The sequence below is a fragment of the Elstera litoralis genome (assembly GCF_000963705.1).
GTDB lineage: Bacteria > Pseudomonadota > Alphaproteobacteria > Elsterales > Elsteraceae > Elstera > Elstera litoralis.
In genome coordinates this window covers 1-19341 of sequence record NZ_LAJY01000033.1, presented here as the reverse complement: position 1 = coordinate 19341, position 19341 = coordinate 1, and the positions used below count along the sequence as shown (strand labels likewise).

The following is a 19341-nucleotide window of genomic DNA, read 5'->3' as shown; positions in this document are numbered from 1 at the left end:
CGGCCCGCCCATTTTCAGCACGATTTCGCCGATACCATAGGCGCGGTGGCGGGCGATCAGCGCCGGGGCGTCCTCCTCCCCGAACAGCGGGGCTTCATCCTCAAGGCCGGGCAGGCTAAGATCGGCAAGCCGGAGAATCGCCTCATACGCGGCTTTTGCCGTCGGCGCGTCGGGCCACAGGCGCGCCCGATAATTGCTGTCGAAGGAGAGGCGCAGGCCCCTGGCTTTCGCGGCGGTAAGCGCGTCGAACAGAGCCTGCCGCCCCTCCACCCCGGCAATCGCCAGCGTAATGCCCGAAAGATGCAGCCAGTCGCAGGCGAGCACGTGTTGGAGCCACGCCGCGCGGCTTTCGTGCCGCCAAATCTGCCGTGCCGCCGAGGCGTCGCGCCAGTAGGAGAAACTGCGCTCGCCGTGCGGATCGGTGCGAATGGCATAGAGGCCGGGCAGGGTTCCGGGCAGCCGCGCCACGGCCTCGGTCGCCACCCCTTCGGCCTGCCACGCCGCGAGCACTTCGGCACTATAGGGATCGTCGCCCATCGCGCTGGCATAGCCGGTACGCACGCCCAAGCGGGCAAGATAGACGGCGGTATTCAGCGTATCCCCCCCAAAACTGAGCGTGGCCGGGCCGAGGCGCGGGGCCGAAAGCTCCAGCATCGCTTCGCCAAGGCAGTGAACCAGCAGCTCAGACATGGGAATCCTCTCCTAAATAGACGCGGCGAACCTCCGCGTTCGTGGCAATTTCGGCGGGCGATCCTTCCACGAGAATCGTCCCCGCGACCAGCACGGATATCCGCGCGGCAAAGCGGAACACCAGATCCATATCATGATCGATCAGCAGCAGCGTCACCGACGATGGCAGCGCTAAAAGATGATCGATCAGGGCAGCGCTTTCGTCGCGCGGAACCCCTGCGGCGGGCTCGTCCAGCAGCAGTATTTTCGGCTTGAGCGCCAGGGCGAGGGCGATGTCGAGCAAGCGCTGCTGGCCATAAGCTAAGCGCCGGGTTTCGATATCGGCGACGCTGGCAAGGCCGATTTGCGCCAGCAGGGCCGAGGCTTCCGCCTCCCGCATTGCATCGCCCGCAAGCGGCTTCCACCAGCCGCCGGATTTGCCGTCGCGCTCGGCCAGCGCCAGCCGCACGGACGTGCGGGGCGTGAGATTGGGGAAAAGCTGATTGATCTGAAAACTGCGGCCCAAACCGCGCTTGACCCGCGCTTCCGGCGGCAGATCGGTTATATCCGCGCCCCATAGCCGCAATCGGCCTTTCTGCGGAATCTGAAAGCCCGTGAGCAAATGAATAAGCGTGGTCTTGCCCGCGCCATTGGGGCCAATGAGGGCGTGACGCGCGCCGACCGCGACCCGCAAGCTGAGCCCGTCGATCACACGCTGCGCGCCGTATCCATAGGATAATTCTTCGGCTTCCAACGCCCAAACGCTCATGCCTGCGGCTCTCCCCATCGTCGCGGTTTAGGCGTAGCAGGCGGGGCCGCGCGCGCAAAGCGAAGAGAGCGGCCCCGCACAATGCAAATTCTGCATCGCCTTATCGGTCTGTGCCCGTCAAGCGCGGCGGCTCAGGCGATTTCGATGCGAAATTCGCATTGGCGAAACCGAAGCGTTTCCGCCCATTATGGCCCGGCGGCAGGGGGGCTTCAGGTCTCTGCGGGGATAAGCGAAAACGGGCAAAACTACGATGCAGATTACACCTCCCTATTTGATGTTTCTTGGCGATGTGCCGGATCAACTCGCGGCGAAAACCGCGCAAGGCATCTTGGATTGGCGGCCGGAATGGTGTCTCGGGCAAATCCGCCTGCCCGGCTGTCAGGCCGATTTGCGCCTGCCGGATCTTACGATTGCTGAGGCGGCGGCCCAGGGCGTCAAAACCCTCATCGTCGGCGTCGCCAATGCAGGCGGCGTGCTGCCCGATCATTGGACCGATGTGATCCTGGCCGCCCTCACAGCGGGGATGGATGTTGCCAGCGGCCTACACGCCAAGCTTGGCTCGAAACCCGCGATTGCCGAAACCGCCGCGCGCAGGGGCCGCAAGCTCTTCGACGTGCGCCATACCGATCAAAGTTTCGCCACCGGCAAGGGCCATAAGCGCACGGGCCTGCGCTTGCTAACCGTTGGTACCGACTGTTCCGTGGGCAAAAAATACACTGTTCTCGCGCTGGAAAAAGCCATGCGGGCACGGGGTCTGAAGGCCGATTTCTGCGCGACAGGGCAAACCGGTGTGTTTATCTCCGGGCGCGGCGTTGCCATCGATGCCGTGGTCGCCGATTTCATCTCGGGGGCCGTCGAATGGCTCTCGCCCGATGCCGCGCCCGACCATTGGGATTTGATCGAGGGCCAGGGTTCCTTGTTTCATCCGTCGTTCGCGGGCGTTTCACTCGGCCTGCTGCACGGTGCGCAGCCCGATGCGTTTATCGTCTGCCACGAGCCGACGCGCACCACTCTGCGCGGGGTGAAAACGCCGCTTCCCAGCATCGCCGAGGTGATCGATCTAACCCTGCGCTGCGGGCGACTGACCAACCCCCATATTCGCGCCATCGGCCTTTCGGTGAATACGCAAGCGCTGGACGAAGTTGCCGCGCGCGCCGTGCTGACCGAGCTTGCCACCACGCACGGCCTGCCCGCGACCGATCCGATCCGCTTCGGCGTCGCCCCGCTCGTCGACCGACTTTTGCTTGAATTCCCCCTCTCGCTGCCGGTGAGCGTTTTAAGCATGAGCATCGCCCTCACCGTCACCGCCGAAAGCTGGCCAATTGCCGGAAGCTTTACCATTTCGCGCGGCAGCCGCACCGAAGCGCGGGTGGTCGTGGTAACGCTCCAGTCGAACGGCATTGCGGGGCACGGCGAATGCGTCCCCTACCCTCGCTACGGCGAAAGCGTGGAGGGCGTCGTCGCCCTTCTCGAAGCTCAAGCCGATTGGCTCGCGACGCAAACCTCGCCCGCGCAAGCCCGGCTCGGGCTGCTCGACCGCCTCAAACCCGGCGCGGCGCGCAATGCGCTCGATTGTGCGCTGTGGGACCTTGAGGCCAAGCAATCGAGAATCCCCGTCTGGCAGCGCGCCGGGCTAGCGGTGCCGACCGATGTTGTCACCGCCTATACCCTCAGCCTCGGCACGCCCGAGAGCATGTGGGAGGCCGCCAAGAAAGCCGCGCACCGGCCCCTGTTGAAAGTGAAGCTCGGTGGCGCGGGCGATGCCGAACGCATCGCCGCCGTGCGCGAGGGTGCCCCCGACAGCACGATCATCGTCGATGCCAATGAGGCCTGGACCGACGCGCTGCTGGAGCCGGGCCTCGCCGCCTGCCGAAAGGCCGGGGTCACGCTGATCGAACAGCCGCTGCCAGCAGGTGAAGACGAGGCGCTAACCGGGCTCGATACAGGCATGATCCTCTGCGCCGATGAAAGCGTTCACGACCGCCGAACCCTGGACGCGCTGGCAACGCGCTATCAGGCCATCAATATCAAGCTCGATAAAACCGGCGGGCTAACCGAGGCGATGGCGATGGCCGAAGCCGCCGAAGCGCGCGGGCTGAAACTGATGATCGGCTGCATGGTCGGCACCTCCTTGGCGATGGCCCCCGCCCTGCTGCTGGCGGGTAAGGCCAGCTATATCGATCTCGACGGGCCGTTGCTGCTGGCCAAAGACCGCGATCCGGGCCTGCGCTTTAGCGGCAGTGTTATTTCCCCCGCGCCTGCGGCCCTATGGGGTTAGGGGGGCGATATGGATTTGCGCTGGCTCTATGATTTTCTGGCGGTGGCCGAAACCGGCAATTTCACCAAGGCTGCCGCACAGCGCAACTCTTCACAGGCCGCCTTCAGCCGCCGGTTGCAATCGCTTGAGGCTTGGGTCGGCAAACCGCTGATCGACCGCAATTTCTACCCAACGCGCCTAACCCAGGAGGGCGAGCAGTTCCGCGCCCACGCAACGGACGTGGTGCGCACCCTTAGCGATGTGCGGGCGGAGATTTCGGGCGGCGGCGCAACCAAGGCCGATCATATCCGCATCGCCGTTCCTTATGCGCTCGCAACGACGCGCCTGCCCGCCTGGTGGTCGGCCTGGACGGCAGGGCAGAAGCTGACGTGCAGCCTGATGTTGGGCAATATCCACGATCTCGGCGCGGCCCTCGTGGCGGGGGACGTGGATGTTGCGATCTGCTTCTACGGAGCGCAGGAACCGATGTTTCTCGATATGGCGCGCTACGATAAAGTACAGATCGAGACTGACCGGCTGCGCCCCTGGGCGGCAAAAACCCTGGTGGACAGCGGGCAGATTCAGTTCCCCGGCACCCCGCGCCGCCCGGTGCCGCTGCTGCGCTATTCGCGCGGCATCTATTTCGCCCGGCTGGTCGATGCGATCATCGCGCCGCCGCGGCCCCGCTCGCCAGCACGCGGGTGATGGAAAGCGATATGGCCGATGTCCTGCGGGAAATGGCGCTGGCCGGGCACGGCGTCGCCTGGTTGCCCGACTCCGGCATTACCCCCGACGCCGCCGCCGCCCTCACTCCCTTGGGTGGCGACGGTTGGGAGATGGACCTGAGCATCGTCGCCTATTGCGACCGGGCCAATCGCCGGGCCGCGCTCCATCGGCTCTGGGCTGGTTTGAAGCAGGCGGAGCCCGCCGCCCTGCACCCCGTCCGCAAACCGCTACTGCGCCGCGCTTCCCCCCTGCCTAAAGGATAAATTATGTCGCGTATCGTTTTGCTCAATGGCGACTTCCTCGATTTTGCCGACGCCAAACTGCCGATCATGGATCGGGGGTTTCTTTTCGCCGATGGCATTTACGAGGTTAGCGCGGTGCTGAACGGGCGCACGATCGATAATGAGGCCCATCTGGCCCGGCTCGACCGCTCCTTGCGCGCGATCGATATTCCCAACCCCTATTCCACCGCCGAATGGGTTGGGTTTCAGAACGACCTCATTACCCGCAATGGGCTGCGCGAAGGCACCGTCTATATCCAGGTCACGCGCGGGGTTGCCGAACGCGAGTTCACCTATGCCGAAGGGCTGACACCGACCGTGCTGATGGTCACGCAGGCAAAAAATCTGCTGACCTCGAAACTTGCCGTCGATGGGGCCACGGTGATTACCCTGCCAGACCTGCGCTGGGCGCGGCGGGACATTAAATCGGTCGGGCTTCTCGCCCAGGTGCTCGCAAAACAAGCCGCCAAACGCGCAGGAGCGGACGAAGCCTGGATGGTCGAAGACGGGTTGGTGACGGAAGGGGCCTCCTCCTCCGCCTTCATCGTCACGCGCGACGGCGCGCTCGTGACGCGCCCGTTCACGCAAGCGGTGCTGCCCGGTGTTACCCGCCGGGCCATTACCGCGCTCATTAGGGAAACCGACCTAAGGCTGGACGAGCGCGCCTTCAGCGTCGCAGAGGCGCTTGCGGCCCAAGAAGCCTTCTATACCAGCGCCTCCAGCTTCGTGACCCCCGTCGCCAGCCTCGACGGCGACCCCATCGGCACGGGCAAACCGGGGCCGATCGCGATAAAACTGCGGGAATTTTATATTCGCACCGCGTTGGCGGGGTAGCGGTTCGCTAGTCCAAACTTATCCCCGCGTCATCGCCACCGCTTGCGCTAGAGCGGTGCGCAGACTAGTGGCATCGGCTTTGCCCGTCCCGGCAATATCGAAGGCCGTGCCGTGATCGACAGAGGTGCGCACGAACGGCAGGCCGACGGTGATATTCACGCCGTGGTCGATCCCGAGATATTTCACCGGGATCAGTCCTTGGTCATGATATTGGGCCACGACGATATCGAATTCACCCTGGCGGGCGCGCATGAAGATCGTGTCCCCTGGCCAGGGGCCGCTTACGTGGATGCCTTCGGCACGCATTTGGGCAATCGCCGGGGCGATAATGTCCAAATCTTCCCGCCCGAACAACCCGCCCTCGCCCGCGTGTGGGTTGAGCCCCGCCACCGCCACGCGCGGCGCGGCAATGCCATAGGCCCGGCAGGCCTGATGGGCGAAGCGAATCGCGCGGCACTCATTGTCCAGCGTCACGGCCTTGATGGCGTCTGAAAGGCTGAGGTGGATCGAGACCAGCAACACGCGCAGCTCATCGTTGGCGAGCATCATTGCCACATGATCGGTGCCGGAGCGCGCGGCGAGAATTTCCGTATGCCCCGGAAACTTCACCCCGGCGGCCTTCAGCGCCTCCTTGTGCAAGGGCGGCGTGACGATGGCGGCGATGCGCTTTGCCATTGCAAGATCAATGGCGGTGCAGAGCGAGGCATAGGCGGCGGCCCCGGCGCGGGCATCAATTTTTCCGAACGGCATATCGGGCGGCAGCGCCTCGGCCAGCGGTAGCACCGCTAGCGTCCCGGCCGGAACGCTGAGCGCCTCGGCAGGATCGGCCACCGCGACAATCGCAAGTCCCGGCGCGACGATCCCCGCCGCGCGGCGCAAAATCCCCATATCGCCGATCACCAGCAGCTTCACGGCCGCGCGCGCGGGATCGACGGCGAGTTTACAGATGAGTTCCGGCCCCACCCCGGCGGGGTCTCCCAAGGTTAGGGCGAAGGGCAGCGCGTGGGGCATGGAAACTCGCATCGTTTAAACCGCAGAGCCGCAATTGGGGCGAAACTGTGTCGAGATGTCAAATAACTGTCGGTGGAACGGGTGTAGGCTTGCACCTTCCTTGCCCTTTCCCGATGGGGTGCGATGCCGATTTACACGTACACTCTTGGCAGCGAACGCCATGTTTTCGACGATCTGAAAACCCTGCTGGCCTGCGCCTCGCCGCGCCGCTCGGGCGATGAGCTGGCGGGGATCGCTGCGTCCACCGACGAACGCCGCGTTGCCGCCCGCCTCGCGCTGGCCGAGGTGCCGTTGCGCGCCTTTCTCGATGATGTGCTGATTCCCTATGAAAGCGACGAGGTGACGCGCCTCATTCTCGACACCCACGATGCGGCTGCCTTCGCACCGGTAGCGAGCCTCACGGTTGGGGAATTCCGCGAGTGGCTGCTGTCGTATCCGGTCGAAGCCGAAACCCTGACGCGGGTCGCGCCCGGCCTTACCCCGGAAATGGTCGCCGCCGTCTCCAAGCTGATGCGCAATCAGGATTTGATCGCGGTCGCGGCAAAATGCCGGGTGGTCACAGCGTTCCGCACGACAATCGGGCTGGAAGGCCGTCTTTCCAGCCGCCTGCAACCCAATCACCCGACCGACGATCCCGCCGGGATTGCCGCCTCCACCTTGGATGGGCTGCTGTTCGGCATCGGCGATGCGGTCATCGGCATCAACCCCGCCACCGATAATTTACCCGCCTGCATGAAGCTGATGGATATGCTGGACGCGATCCGCCAGCGCTATGATATCCCGACGCAATCCTGCGTGCTAACCCATGTGACCACCAGCATCGCCGCCATCGAACAGGGCGCACCGCTGGATCTGGTGTTCCAGTCGGTCGCCGGAACCGAAGCCGCGAACAAGGGCTTCGGCGTGACCATCGCTATGCTGCACGAGGCGCGGGAGGCGGCGCTGTCGATGAAGCGTGGCACGGTGGGCGATCATGTCATGTATCTCGAAACCGGCCAGGGCAGCGCGCTGTCGGCGGGGGCGCATCACGGCGTCGATCAACAAACGGTGGAAGTGCGCGCCTATGCCGTCTGCCGCGCGGTGAGGCCGCTGCTGGTCAATACGGTCGTCGGCTTCATCGGGCCGGAATATCTTTATGATTCCAAGCAGATCATCCGCGCTGGGCTGGAAGATCACTTCTGCGGCAAGCTGCTCGGCCTGCCGATGGGCGTCGATGTTTGCTACACGAACCACGCCGAAGCCGATCAGGACGATATGGACAGTCTGATGCTGCTGCTGGGGCAAGCCGGGGTGAATTTCGTCATCGGCGTGCCGGGTGCCGACGATATCATGCTGAACTATCAGAGCCTGTCCTACCACGACATCGTCTCGCTGCGGCATCTGCTGCACCGCCAGCCCGCGCCGGAGTTTCAGGCGTGGCTGGAGCGGATGGACATGCTGGATTCGCGCGGGCGTCTGCCGCCCCCCACCGCGCCTGCCCTCAATCGCCTCCTCACCGCCGGGGGGATTGGATGAGCTTCGATCCCTGGGAAACGTTGCGCAAATCCACGCGCGCCCGCATTGGCCTTGGGCGCGCAGGCGACGGGTTGCCGACCGCCGAACTGCTGAAATTCCAACTGGCCCACGCCCGTGCCCGCGACGCCGTGCATGGCAAGGTGGATTTCGATCAGCTCGCCGCCGATCTCGCGCCGCTGCCGGTGCTGAAAGTGAAATCCCGAGCGCCCGACCGCGCGATTTACCTGCGCCGCCCCGATCTCGGGCGACGCTTGCACCCGGAGAGTGCGGCGATGCTGGCGGACGTGCCGCCGCAGCCGTGGGATATCGTCTTCGTCGTCGCCGATGGCTTGTCGGCGGGCGCCGTGCAAACCCACGCCGCGCCGATGATCCGCGCCTGCTTGGAGCGGTTGCCCGGCTGGCGGGTCGCGCCCATCGTGCTGGCCGAACAGTCCCGCGTCGCCTTGGGCGATGAGGTCGGCGATCTCTTAGGCGCGCAGCTTTGCCTGCTGCTGGTGGGCGAGCGCCCCGGCCTCTCCGTGCCCGACAGTCTTGGCGTTTACATGACCTATCGGCCCAAGCTCGGGCGGCGGGATTCGGAGCGCAATTGCCTCTCGAATATTCATACCGATGGCATGAGCTACACAATTGCCGCCGATAAAGCGGTATGGCTGGCGCGGGAGGCGGTGCGGTTACGGCTGACCGGCGTCGACCTGAAGGAAAACGCACCGACCGAAGCGGTTTTGGCGCGCGATATCAAAACAATAAACCAATAAAAACGGGACGAAATGCTTCCCACATCACACCAAACAGGAGAATTTCATGTCTACAGAAAAGACGGCTCTCAGTAAAAGCCTAAGCGGGGTGCACCTTTGGGGCATCGCCGTGGGCCTTGTGATTTCCGGCGAATATTTCGGCTGGAGCTTCGGTTGGGCCTCGGCGGGTACGCTGGGCTTTTTGGTGACGACGCTGTTCGTCGCGGCCATGTATGTGACCTTTATTTTCAGCTTTACCGAACTCACCACGGCCATTCCCCACGCGGGCGGTCCGTTCGCTTATAGTTACCGCGCCTTCGGACCAACCGGCGGCTTTGTTGCCGGGTTTGCGACGCTGATCGAATTCGTCTTTGCGCCGCCCGCGATTGCGCTGGCGATTGGGGCGTATGTGAATGTGCAGTTCCCAGCGCTCGACCCGAAAACGGTCGCGGTCGGGGCCTATATTCTCTTCATGGGGCTGAATATCGCGGGCGTTGGCATTGCCGCGACGTTCGAGCTGTTCGTGACCATTCTCGCCGTTTTTGAACTGCTGGTGTTCATGGGCGTCGTCGCCCCCGGCTTCCAGTGGAGCAATTTCACCACTAACGGTTGGGCGGGCGAATCCACCTTTACCATTGGCTCCATCGGCGGGATTTTTGCCGCGATCCCCTTCGCCATCTGGTTCTTCCTCGCGATCGAAGGTGCCGCTATGGCGGCGGAAGAAGTGAAAGAGCCGAAGAAGATCGTTCCGCGCGCCTATATCGCCGGGATTCTGACGCTCGTTTTCCTCGCCTTCGGCACGATGATTTTCGCGGGCGGCGTCGGCGATTGGACAGCCCTGTCCAACATCAACGATCCGCTGCCGCAGGCGATGAAAACCGTCGTAGGGGATTCGTCCGGCTGGTTTCATATGCTGGTGTGGATTGGGATTCTGGGCCTCGTCGCCTCCTTCCACGGCATCATCATGGGCTATTCGCGCCAGATTTTCGCCCTGTCGCGCGCGGGTTTCCTGCCGGGCGTGCTCTCCACCGTTCACCCGACGCGCAAAACCCCCCATTGGGCCATTATCACCGGCGGCGTGATTGGGATTGCCGCGATTTTCTCGGATAATCTTATCACGATCAATGGCACCACCTTGACCGGGAATATCGTCACCATGTCGGTGTTCGGCGCGATTGTGATGTATATCATGAGCATGCTCAGCCTGTTCAAACTGCGCCAGAGCGAGCCGAACCTGGAGCGGCCCTACATCGCCCCGCTATACCCGATCTTCCCGGCGATTGCGCTGGTGACGGGCATCGTCTGCCTTGTCGCGATGATCTATTACAATTTCATCGTCTTCGGCCTGTTCGTCGGCCTGTTTGCCATCGGCTTTGCCTATTACGCCGCAACCGGCCATTTGCGCGCCGGGGCGGAAGGCGATCTGCTGCTCGGCACCAAATAGCGCTAAGGGGCGGGCGGGGGTTTCGATAAGCCCCCGCCCTTAACCAAACTTCTATTGCGCTGCGATAAAATCTCAGGCGAGACTATTCGGGCATCCCGCTCGCTTAAGGTCGGAGGCCGATGGTTCGCCCGTATTCTCCCCCTGCTGCCTGCAATGTGCTTGCCGCCGCCGCCTCGGGCGTGGTCGAGTTCATCGAAAATCAGGGCGGGAATGCCGAAAGCGTGCTGCACCGGGCGGGGATTGACGTTTCGTGGCTCACCGATCCGACTCTCCCCCTCGATCTTGCCGCTTATGTGCAGATGATGGAAGAATCCGCGGCCCAAACGGGAAATGGCAATTTCGGCCTTTGGTACGGCCAACAGTTCCTACCGCAGAATTTGGGCTTGATCGGCGGTGTCACCCTGGCCGCGCCGACGCTGCTGTCGGCACTCGAAGCCCTCGCGGGGCTGTTTCCCTACCATCAACAGGTAACGCATACCGCCTTCCGCGAAGCGGGCGGCATGGTGGCGCTGGAATACCGGATTCTCGACGGCGCGATTCTCGCCCGGCGGCAGGATGCCGAACTGACGATGGGCATGTTCGTGAATGTGCTCCGGGCGGTCTTCGGCCCCGCTTGGTCCCCCGAGGAAGTGCATTTCGAACACCCCCGCCCGGAGCAAACCCAGGAGCATGCGCGCGCCTTTCAAGCCCCGCTCCACTGGGGCCAGCGGACCAATGCCCTGATCTTCAAACGCCCCGCCGACGATATCGCCATGCCAGGGGCCGACGTGAAGCAGATGGACCGGTTGCGCCGCCAGCTTCTGCACGCCGCCCACGGCAGCGCGGGCGAGGTTCCGCTCATCCGCCGCGTTCAGGCGGAAATCCGCAGCCGCCTCGTCGATGGCACCCCCTATATCGAAGACGTGGCCGAAGCGCTCAACATCCGCCGCTGGACGCTCCAGCGCGCGCTCGCCGACGAGGGCGTGAGCTTCTCCGATATGGTCGAGCGGGTGCGGCATCAGTTGGCGCGATTGTATGTACAACAAACCCATGTGCCGATTGCCGATATCGCCTTTCTGCTCGGCTATTCCGAAATCAGCGCCTTCAGCCGGGCTTTCACGCGCTGGTTCGACCACTCGCCGCGCCAGTTCCGCGCGCAAGCGCCGAGGGGCGGGTGAGGCCGAGGCTTTCGATAGAAGTGCCCCGGCGAACATGCTACCAACGGGGGCCTTTTGGTCTAATGGAAGCAGGAATCGCGTGACTCCGTCCCCCCTCGTGTGCGTGCGCGGCCTTGAGCCACAAGAGAGCGCGCTCTTCGCCGAAATCGCTACCGAGGCGCTGGGCCAGCGCGTTACCGTGACGCTCGATCCCGACGCCACCCTCGCCTTCGGCGGCACCGCCGAGCATAGTTTTCCGCCGCTGTGGCTGTTCGCGCCGGTCGATGAAGCGCCCGCGCGCGAAACCAAACGCTTCCTGTGGACCGGGCCGCGCGCGCCGCAAGGGCTGATCGAACAGCTCAACGGCCTGCCCTGCCTCACGACGACAACCGAGGCCGAGGCGGATTGGCCCGCATGGGCCGAGTATTTCACCACGGGCGATTTTATCATGACCGACCGGCTGCCGTTGGCGGCACTGGCCAATGCCCTGCTGAAACCGGCGCTCTTCCTCGCCAATCACGGGGCGGACGAGGCAAGCCGCACGCTGCCCTTCACCCTCGGCGGCCCTTTGCCGAGCGTCGGACGGCTTCTCTCCGGCTTCGACCACAACGCCGCTATGGCCGATTTGCTGAATTGGAAGCGCGTCACGCAAGCGCGCTTGCGCCAAGCCTTGCGCGCGCAACAGGGTGCCTAAGATGAGCCAGAGGTTTTTCACGCTAATCGAACGCTTCGGGGTCGAAACCGATGGCCCCTCTGCCGTTCATAGCGGCAATATGGGCGATATCATTCACGCGCTACCCGCTGTGCGCGAGCTTGGCATTGCGCGCTTTGTGCTGAATTGCGTCGTCGATACGAAATTGAGCGGCCGAATTCTCACCGAAGGCGGCGCGCGGTTTCTCGTGCCGCTGCTGCTGGCACAACCGACGATCCGCTGTGTCGAAATCGTGCGCGTCCCGGTCGATATCTCCGAAGGTTTCGGCGCGGACGCCGCAACTCCGATCATCAAAGGCTTGCCGCTGGAACATGTGGACGCAGGCCTGCTCGGCGTCGATCATATTTTCGATCGCTTCCGCCTGGAGCCGCTGGAGCGTAACCACCTCGTCGCCTGCCATAGCCGCGCCGTGGGAGCGACGTCGCGGGGGCACGCGCGCTGGATCGATCTGCCCGAACCACCTCCCGTGCCCAAAAGCGGCATCATTCTGTCGTTCACGCCGCGCTACCGCCAAAACGACACGCGCTTTTTTAAAGAGGCGTTGGAGGGTTTGGGGCCGATTACCAAAGTCGGCCTGCCGCACGAAGCCTGGGTTTATGGCGATATTCCGGGGGATATGGTTACTGCGCAGGATGCGCTGGACCTCGCCTATCGGATCGACCGCGCCGCGCTGTTCGTTGGCGGCCAATCCCTGCCGCACGCGCTTGCCGAGGGGTTGAAAGCGCCGCGCTTGGTCGATAGCCCCAGCCATATGCTCACCTCCTGGCCGTTGGGGGAGCGCGGCTTTGTCTTGCCGAGTACGGTCGCGCAAGCACGCGCCTTCGCCATCGATCTCCTTCAAAACCCCGATGAACCCTCCCCGCACGCGTGGCACGCGCCGCGCCTGCGCCCGGCCTCGGAGGAAGCGCTGCGCGTCGGGCTGTTCGGCAAACCCGCTGGCGGAGACTATAGCGAAGCACGCAGTCACTGGCAGTTGGCGGAAACGACGCCCGGCCTCGTGAGCCTTTCCCTCCCGCTGGCCCCGCTCGCCGCCGAGGGGGAAACGCCGACTGCGCTGCGCTTAGACGTGAACACCGCAGCCCCGCACCTGATGGTCCGCACGCTGCGGTTGCTCGACACGCAAGACCGGCTGATCTGGGCGCTCGCCCCAAACACTCAGGACGCGGCGCATTTCTTCGGCAGCCTGAGCCGACCCGATGGCTGATCGGACCGCCGCTGGTGAGCCCCGAGGGTCTCTTACTGGTTAAAACCCGCGACCATGCTTGGTTCGACCTGCCGATTTCCGCCGAGGCGCTGGCGATGGCCGGACGCGGCGGGTCGCTCGCCCTTGAGGCCGAGGTGATGGACGAGTCCGCGCTCAGCCCCCGCCTCTACACACGCTTGGCGTCAGCGCTGGACCGCTACGCCGAACTCGCCGCAACCGCCGACCTGCGCGCCGAGTTTCAAGAAAAACTCGATCGTGCCGACCAACGCGCCCAAGGCTTGCAGATCGAAATCGAACGCCTCAAGCGCGCCCTCGGCCCCTTATTTCGGCCCGCGCAGGTTTTGGTCGTGATTCTGCGTGCCCTCAAGCTGCTCCTCACCGACCGCGCGGGGCTGCGCCGTGCCCTCAACCAACGCGGCGGCGGTAAAGTGCTGGCGGCGAAATATTGGAAGCGTCTATCCCGCACACTGATGGCCCCTTTCACCCGGCGGCTTAGCCCTTACTTCAGCTTTCTGCGCCTGTTGACCGGCGTCATTCGCGCTCACGGCCTGCGGGGGTTGCGCGGACACGGATTACGGCAGCGCTGGCGCGACCTGAAACGCGGCCCAGCCGAACGCGCGCCGATGGTGCGGGAAACGCGCTGGTGGGGCGATGATTATGCGGGCTGGGCTGCCCGAATGGACGCACGCCTCGCCGCGCTGCCGCCCGAAGCCGCCGAGCCGGGGCGGATCATCTCGATTCTCGTGCCGATCTATAATCCGCCGCCCGAGGGGCTGGAAGCGATGGTTGCCTCGGTGCTGGCGCAGAAATATGCGGGCTGGGAACTCTGCCTCGCCGACGATTGCTCGCCCGATCCCGCCGTAAAGCCGCTGCTGGAACGGTTGGCGGCGCAGGATTCGCGCATCAAGCTGATCTTCCGGGAGAGCAACGGCCATATTGCCGAGGCGACCAATAGCGCCCTGAGCCTTGCCACCGGCGATTACGTCGCCTTTATGGATCAAGACGATCTGTTGCATCCCGCCGCCTTGCAGATGTGCGTACGCACCCTCCGAGCCCAGCCGCAGCTTCGCTTGATCTATACCGACGAGGATAAGCTGAAGGACGGCGTGCGCTGCGAGCCCTATTTTAAGCCCAATTGGTCGCCCGCGCTGCTGCACTCGCAATATTTCGTCAATCACCTCACCGTGGTCGAACGCGCGCTGGTGCAGGACGCCGGGGGCCTGCGCAAAGACTATAGCGGCGCGCAGGATATGGACCTGTTCCTGCGCTGCCTTGATCGGCTGAAGCCTGCCGAAATCGGCCATGTGCCGCTGATCCTCTACCATTGGCGCTGCACGCCCGGCTCGATTGCCGGGGATTCGAGCGCGAAACCCTATGCCTTCGAGGCCGGACGCAACGGGTTGCGCGATTATTTCGCGCGGCGCGGCCAGGAGGTAACGGTCGGCGAATCCTGTCATTTCTCCCTTCACCGGGTGCGGTTTCCGGTGCCGCCCGCGACCCGTCTCGCGCTCTGCCTCGCCCCTGGCGGTCTAAGCGACCAAGGCGCGGCACTGGCTCAGGCGCAAACCCTGCTGGCGGACTGGTGCAAACGCGTCCCCAACGGCGCGGCGGACGCCTTTCTGCTGCTGCCCGCCGACGCTTGGACAGCGCCCCCGAGGGGATAGGCCTGCTCACCGTCCCGCCCGGCACGTCGGCGCAGGAGGGCGAGGCGCTGCGGCGGCTGGTGAAAGCCGGGCTCCGCAGTGGGGCCGATGTTATCATCACGGCGGCGCTCGACGCGCTGCCCGACAGTGTCGACGCGCTGATCGAGCTTGCAGGGCGCGCGCAGCTTAGCGATAGCGGGCTTGTCGGGGCCTTGGCGCAGGATGCCGAGGGCTTGGTGCAGCATGCTGGGGTGATCGTCGATGAAACCGAAGGGGCTTTGTTGCCCTATGTCGGCATGCCCGCGACAGAACACGGGAGCTTCGCCCGCCTCCAGGTTGCGCAGGAAATGGCCGCCGTCGCCCCCTGGTGCCTCGCGGTGAGCCGGACCGCCGCCGCGAGTCTGCTGAACGAAACCGCGCCGGGAGCCCTGGCGACGGTGATCGGCGCGGCCCATCGGCTGCATCAGGCGGGGCGCTTTACGGTTTGGACGCCTTATGCCGCCTATCGCCTCACCCTGGGGGCCGATGCAACCAGCCTGTTCGGCGCGGGCCTGACGGTAGCCGAGGCGGAAAGCCTGCGCCGCGCCGGGGCTTTGCGCGATCCCTATTATCACCCTGCCCTCGCGCGGCAGACCCTGTTTGCCCTCGCCACCGAGCTTCCCGATTTGGCGATTTTGCGGACGTAGCCGATGACCAATCTTCCCCCCGCATCCGCCACCGCCATCCGTCCTGCGCTGGTCCTCGCGCCCTCCGCGCGGGCCGATCTCGATGATCTGCAACTTCTCGCCGCGCGGGCGTATCTCGATGGCCTAAGACGCCTTAAGGCGGCTGAGCCCGAGGTGCTTCTCTGTGATCCCGATGGCCAGTTTCCCGCCGATGCGGCACGGCGGCTCGGGCTCGACGGCCCACTGCGCGCGGTGATCGTCGGCGGGCTGCCCCCCATCGACCCCGAGATTTGCCGTCCGGCGACGCCCTTGATGGTGCGGGCGATGCAGGTGCTCGAATGGGCGCGGCGCGAGGCTATCGATGAGGTTATCACGGTCGATCTCTCCGGCTGCGGGGCCTATCTGGCCCTCGCCTTGCGGCAAGGGCTGATTGCCCGGCCGCTGCGCCTGACCTTGATCGAGACGGGCGGTGCGCAGGCGTTCGACCGTCACGGCTTCCGTTATCCCGATCATGCCGACATCGCGCTGTATCATCTGGCGGCGGAAGCGGCGCGCGGGGCCAGCCGCCGCCTGTGCCCGCGCGTTACCGAAGCGGGCGCGCCCCCCGCGTTCCTGCCGACGCGGTTGCTGATTCTGCTGGCCGATCCGGGTCTCATCGAGTTGGATTGGCTCGAACGGCTACTCCCGCGCCTTGCGGGCACCGAGGCCCTGAAAGAAATTATCTTTGCCCGGCCTGGGGCGGGGTTGACGGCAGCCCAAAAGGCGAAAGCCGTCGCCATCGCTGCGCGCCAGGGCTGGGCCAGCCGCTTTATTGCCTCGGAGGGCGCGCGGCCAGAGCTGAGCGGGCCGGTCCTCGCGCTGATCGTCAGCGAAACCGGCGGCGGCGATCTGCTCTGCCACCTCGCCGCCGCCTGGGCGATGCCTTTTGTCCGGGCCGTCAAATCGCCCAGCCTCACGGCGGCACAGATCGAAGCGGCTTTGACCGCTCCGCCGCCCGTCCTCGCCCCCATTTGGTCGGCGGAACTAACGCCGCTACCGGCAGCGCCCGCGCCCGACCAAATGAGCGACACCCCGCGCGTGAGCGTCTGCCTCGTCACCTTCAACCGCCCGGCACTGCTGCTGGAGGCGGTGGCCTCGCTGGAAGCCCAAACTGCGCCAGGGTTCGAAGTGATTCTGGTCGATGACGGCAGTACGCAACAAGAAGCCTTGGACACGCTGGATGCGTTGGAAAGCCGCTTCGCCGCGCGCGGCTGGCGCCTTATTCGCAAGCAGAACGGCTATTTGGGCGCGGCGCGCAATACCGCCGCTGCGCTGGCGCGCGGCGCGTATCTTCTGTTCATGGACGACGACAATATCGCCAAACCGGAGATGATCGCGCGCTTCCTCACCGCCGCCGAGACGAGCGGGGCCGATATTCTCACCAGCTTCAACGATTGTTTTTACGACACCCAGCGCGACGCTGCGGGCGCGGTTCGCCCCCAAACCATCATGCGCCGCCTGTTCCTGGGCAGCGCCCCCCGCCTTGGCCTCGTTTTGGAATATTATCGGCGATGCCAATGCCCTGGTGCGCCGCCGGGTGTTTGAGGATTTGGGCGGTTTCACGGAAGATTACGGCATCGGCCATGAGGATTGGGAGTTCTTCCTGAAGGCCATCACCCACGGCGTGCGGCTCGAAGTGGTGCCGGAAGCCCTGTTCCATTACCGCATCGGCGCGGTCAGCATGCTGACGACGACCCAGGCCGAGCGCAACCTATTCCGCTCGCTGACGCCGCTGATCGCGGCCGAGGGTGCCCCGGCGGGGTATATGGTTCTGCGCTATCTGGCCGAAAAAATGGGCTTCGGCCCTTTCACCCCAAAGGCTTAGCGCTTCAACCGGGTCAGCAGCGCCCGCAGCGGGGCGGTTAAGCGCCAAGCGGTAGAATTGAGAATCGACTGATAGGCCGCCGAGGTCTCGGTGAGCGCTTGACGCAAGGCATCGCGTTCCGCCGCAAATGCGCGAGTTTGGGCCTCCAAGGCAAACGAAAGCCGCCGCCGCCTGCGCCCGTTCAGCCTCGACCTCGGCCCTCGGCACCGGCCAGGGCGGCAGCGGATTGGTGCTCGCAAGATCGCCGAGGCCCTGAAACGGATCGGTCAGCCCCGCCTTCACCGCAGGATCGGCCAGCAGCACGCGGCGGCGATCTGCCATCGGGATCGGCGATCCATCGGCGTAGCGCGTAAAACTATAGCTGAGATCGAGATCGGACAACGCGACCTCAGCCGCCGCGAGACGGTCGCGATAGCGCGCGAACAGCGGTAAAATCGGGTGATCGTTGGGCAGCCGATAGCGGTTCTGATGCCGGGAAATGCGCGGCAGATCCTCGGCGGCAAAGCCCGAATAATGGAAGAAAATCAGCGGCTCCCCACGCAACGTGCCGCATTCGCCGACCGCTACGAAGGGCGCGCGCTGCGGCAGGTTCCAATAGGCGGCATTCGCGCCGGGATGGTGATAAATCGAGAGTTTCTTTACAAAACTTACGATCATCGCCAGATGGAATTGATCGACGAAGAAATAATGGTTGATATGGAAAATGCAGTTCTCATTAAGCCGATCCGCCCACCAGCGCGCGAATTGCTCGGTTTCCGGGGTTTTATTGAGGGCGAGAAAGCCGGAATTGAGCTGGCCTGAGCGCAGAATATCTTCGTTGGTCGGCGAGTGCCCGTCGTTCGGCAAGGGCGCGTCGATATGGGGGGGCACGACCGCATCGACGCGGGTCAATTCCTCAAAAATCGGGTCCAGCGGACCGTAACATTCAATATCCGTGTCGAAATAGAGCACCTGCCGGTAGCCCGCCGCGAACAGGGCAACGAACCCATTCGGCTTCAGCGCCGTGCTCATCTCGAACACATCGTACTGGAAGGCCATCACCCAGGGCTGCGCTAAGCCGAGATCGGTCATGAACAGCACCCGGCAGCCGGTGCGGCGTTCGAGATCGGCGCGGCGCTCGGGTCCGGGGTCGCGCTCCGAGAGGAGAACGTAGGTATCGCAAACGCCGCGCACCGACTGCAAAAACACCAAAGCTTTCGGCAGATGACTGTACGAGCAGACGGTGAAAATCGCCCTTTCGGTCGCAGGAGTAAGGGCAGGCGACGGGGCGGAGGGGGCGTAGGTCATAGCCTCGGTTATCCGTCCGCGCCGGCCCGCAAGTCAAGCCTATGCGCCGGTCGCTTGCGCGGCGCGCGGGCTTTCTGATAAGCCTGCGGCCATGTCCTTGAGTGAAGATTTTTTCGACTATTCCGGCGACGATCCGAAGCTGCGGATCGCGGCGCAGGATTTCCGCGAGGCCGCACGCCGCACGCCGCTGTGGTCGCGCTTAAGCTGGATCGATATTCGCAACCGCTACAAGCGGTCGGTGATCGGGCCGTTCTGGGTCACGATCAGCATGGCGATTATGGTCGCGGCGCTGGGGGTAATCTACGCGCAGCTTTTCCGCATCGAAGTGCAAGAGTATGTGCCGTTCATCGCCTGCGGTTTTTTGGTGTGGAACTTCATTGCCGGGGTGCTGAACGCGGCGGGGCGCACCTTCATCGATATGGAAAGCATCATCAAGCAAATCCCCCTGCCGATGAGCTTCTATGCCTTCCGCAGTGTGGCGACGGAAGTGATTCTGTTTGTCCATAATTTCATCGTCTATATCGGCGTTGCGCTGTTTTTCGAGATCAAGCTCGATTGGAGCGTGTTGCTCGCCCTGCCCGCCTTTGCGC

18 protein-coding genes and 1 pseudogene are annotated in these 19341 nt (G+C 64.3%); 15 read left to right on the top strand and 4 right to left on the bottom strand.

Annotation, left to right across the window (positions count from 1 at the left end):
* Together VZ95_RS02160 and VZ95_RS02155 are read right to left on the bottom strand one after the other, a co-directional pair.
* On the bottom strand, positions 1–690 hold a 690-nt coding region (locus VZ95_RS02160), incomplete at its 3' end, for a sugar kinase (RefSeq protein ID WP_045774417.1).
* Positions 683–1438 carry an ABC transporter ATP-binding protein gene (locus tag VZ95_RS02155; protein ID WP_045774416.1) on the bottom strand — a complete coding sequence of 252 codons (756 nt, stop codon included), beginning with the start codon at positions 1436–1438 and terminating at the stop codon, positions 683–685. The genes VZ95_RS02155 and VZ95_RS02160, both read right to left, overlap by 8 nt.
* A 250-nt stretch (positions 1439–1688) precedes the next feature.
* Between VZ95_RS02155 and dgcN the strand changes: the two genes are divergently transcribed.
* Genes dgcN through VZ95_RS02140 form a run of 4 tightly spaced genes read left to right on the top strand, consistent with a single transcriptional unit; the run spans position 1689 to position 5536 of the window.
* The gene (dgcN, locus tag VZ95_RS28475; RefSeq protein ID WP_332307967.1) at positions 1689–3716 is read left to right on the top strand and encodes an N-acetyltransferase DgcN; all 2028 of its coding nucleotides are present in this window, start codon (positions 1689–1691) and stop codon (positions 3714–3716) included.
* Positions 3717–3725: 9 nt separating this feature from the next.
* Positions 3726–4400 carry a LysR family transcriptional regulator gene (locus VZ95_RS02145; RefSeq protein ID WP_156994956.1) on the top strand — a complete coding sequence of 225 codons (675 nt, stop codon included), beginning with the start codon at positions 3726–3728 and terminating at the stop codon, positions 4398–4400.
* 11 nt (positions 4401–4411) lie between these two features.
* Positions 4412–4684 (top strand): hypothetical protein, encoded by a 273-nt coding sequence (locus tag VZ95_RS23740; RefSeq protein ID WP_232302440.1) that lies wholly within the window; start codon positions 4412–4414, stop codon positions 4682–4684.
* 3 nt (positions 4685–4687) lie between these two features.
* A complete protein-coding gene (locus VZ95_RS02140) occupies positions 4688–5536 on the top strand; it encodes a D-amino-acid transaminase (RefSeq protein ID WP_045774415.1) in 849 nt (282 codons plus the stop codon).
* An 18-nt stretch (positions 5537–5554) separates the two neighbouring features.
* On the opposite strand, the gene pdxA is transcribed toward VZ95_RS02140, so the two are convergent.
* Positions 5555–6547 carry a 4-hydroxythreonine-4-phosphate dehydrogenase PdxA gene (pdxA, locus tag VZ95_RS02135; protein ID WP_045774414.1) on the bottom strand — a complete coding sequence of 331 codons (993 nt, stop codon included), beginning with the start codon at positions 6545–6547 and terminating at the stop codon, positions 5555–5557.
* 123 nt (positions 6548–6670) lie between these two features.
* Between pdxA and VZ95_RS02130 the strand changes: the two genes are divergently transcribed.
* The 10 genes from VZ95_RS02130 (at position 6671) to VZ95_RS22655 (ending at position 17464) form a co-directional block, all read left to right on the top strand.
* Positions 6671–8062 (top strand): ethanolamine ammonia-lyase subunit EutB, encoded by a 1392-nt coding sequence (locus VZ95_RS02130; protein WP_045774413.1) that lies wholly within the window; start codon positions 6671–6673, stop codon positions 8060–8062.
* On the top strand, positions 8059–8817 hold the full coding sequence (gene eutC, locus VZ95_RS02125; protein WP_045774412.1) for an ethanolamine ammonia-lyase subunit EutC: 759 nt from the start codon (positions 8059–8061) through the stop codon (positions 8815–8817). Before VZ95_RS02130 ends, eutC begins: the two co-directional genes overlap by 4 nt.
* Before the next feature lie 46 nt (positions 8818–8863).
* Complete coding sequence (gene eat, locus VZ95_RS02120; protein ID WP_045774411.1) at positions 8864–10240, top strand: ethanolamine permease; 1377 nt, start codon at positions 8864–8866, stop codon at positions 10238–10240.
* Between the two features lie 119 nt (positions 10241–10359).
* Positions 10360–11397: an AraC-like transcriptional regulator QhpR gene (gene qhpR / locus VZ95_RS02115; protein ID WP_045774410.1), complete on the top strand. Its 1038-nt coding sequence runs from the start codon at positions 10360–10362 to the stop codon at positions 11395–11397.
* Positions 11398–11476: 79 nt separating this feature from the next.
* The gene (locus VZ95_RS02110) at positions 11477–12070 is read left to right on the top strand and encodes a hypothetical protein (protein ID WP_156994952.1); all 594 of its coding nucleotides are present in this window, start codon (positions 11477–11479) and stop codon (positions 12068–12070) included.
* Position 12071: 1 nt separating this feature from the next.
* Positions 12072–13292: a hypothetical protein gene (locus VZ95_RS02105; RefSeq protein ID WP_045774408.1), complete on the top strand. Its 1221-nt coding sequence runs from the start codon at positions 12072–12074 to the stop codon at positions 13290–13292.
* A 14-nt stretch (positions 13293–13306) separates the two neighbouring features.
* The gene (locus VZ95_RS21385) at positions 13307–14956 is read left to right on the top strand and encodes a glycosyltransferase family 2 protein (RefSeq protein WP_052711407.1); all 1650 of its coding nucleotides are present in this window, start codon (positions 13307–13309) and stop codon (positions 14954–14956) included.
* Positions 14932–15621 (top strand): hypothetical protein, encoded by a 690-nt coding sequence (locus tag VZ95_RS02095; protein ID WP_045774407.1) that lies wholly within the window; start codon positions 14932–14934, stop codon positions 15619–15621. The genes VZ95_RS21385 and VZ95_RS02095 overlap by 25 nt, the downstream gene beginning before the upstream one ends.
* Positions 15622–15624: 3 nt before the next feature.
* Positions 15625–17184: a glycosyltransferase family 2 protein gene (locus VZ95_RS02090; protein WP_045774406.1), complete on the top strand. Its 1560-nt coding sequence runs from the start codon at positions 15625–15627 to the stop codon at positions 17182–17184.
* Positions 17123–17464 carry a glycosyltransferase family 2 protein gene (locus tag VZ95_RS22655; RefSeq protein ID WP_198148034.1) on the top strand — a complete coding sequence of 114 codons (342 nt, stop codon included), beginning with the start codon at positions 17123–17125 and terminating at the stop codon, positions 17462–17464. Before VZ95_RS02090 ends, VZ95_RS22655 begins: the two co-directional genes overlap by 62 nt.
* Here VZ95_RS22655 and VZ95_RS23735 read toward each other — a convergent pair.
* On the bottom strand, positions 17351–18751 hold the full coding sequence (locus VZ95_RS23735) for a hypothetical protein (protein WP_156994948.1): 1401 nt from the start codon (positions 18749–18751) through the stop codon (positions 17351–17353). The two genes, VZ95_RS22655 and VZ95_RS23735, sit on opposite strands and share 114 nt — an antisense overlap.
* A 97-nt stretch (positions 18752–18848) precedes the next feature.
* Between VZ95_RS23735 and VZ95_RS02080 the strand changes: the two are divergent.
* A pseudogene (locus VZ95_RS02080) lies at positions 18849–19341 on the top strand (ABC transporter permease); the annotation flags it as partial.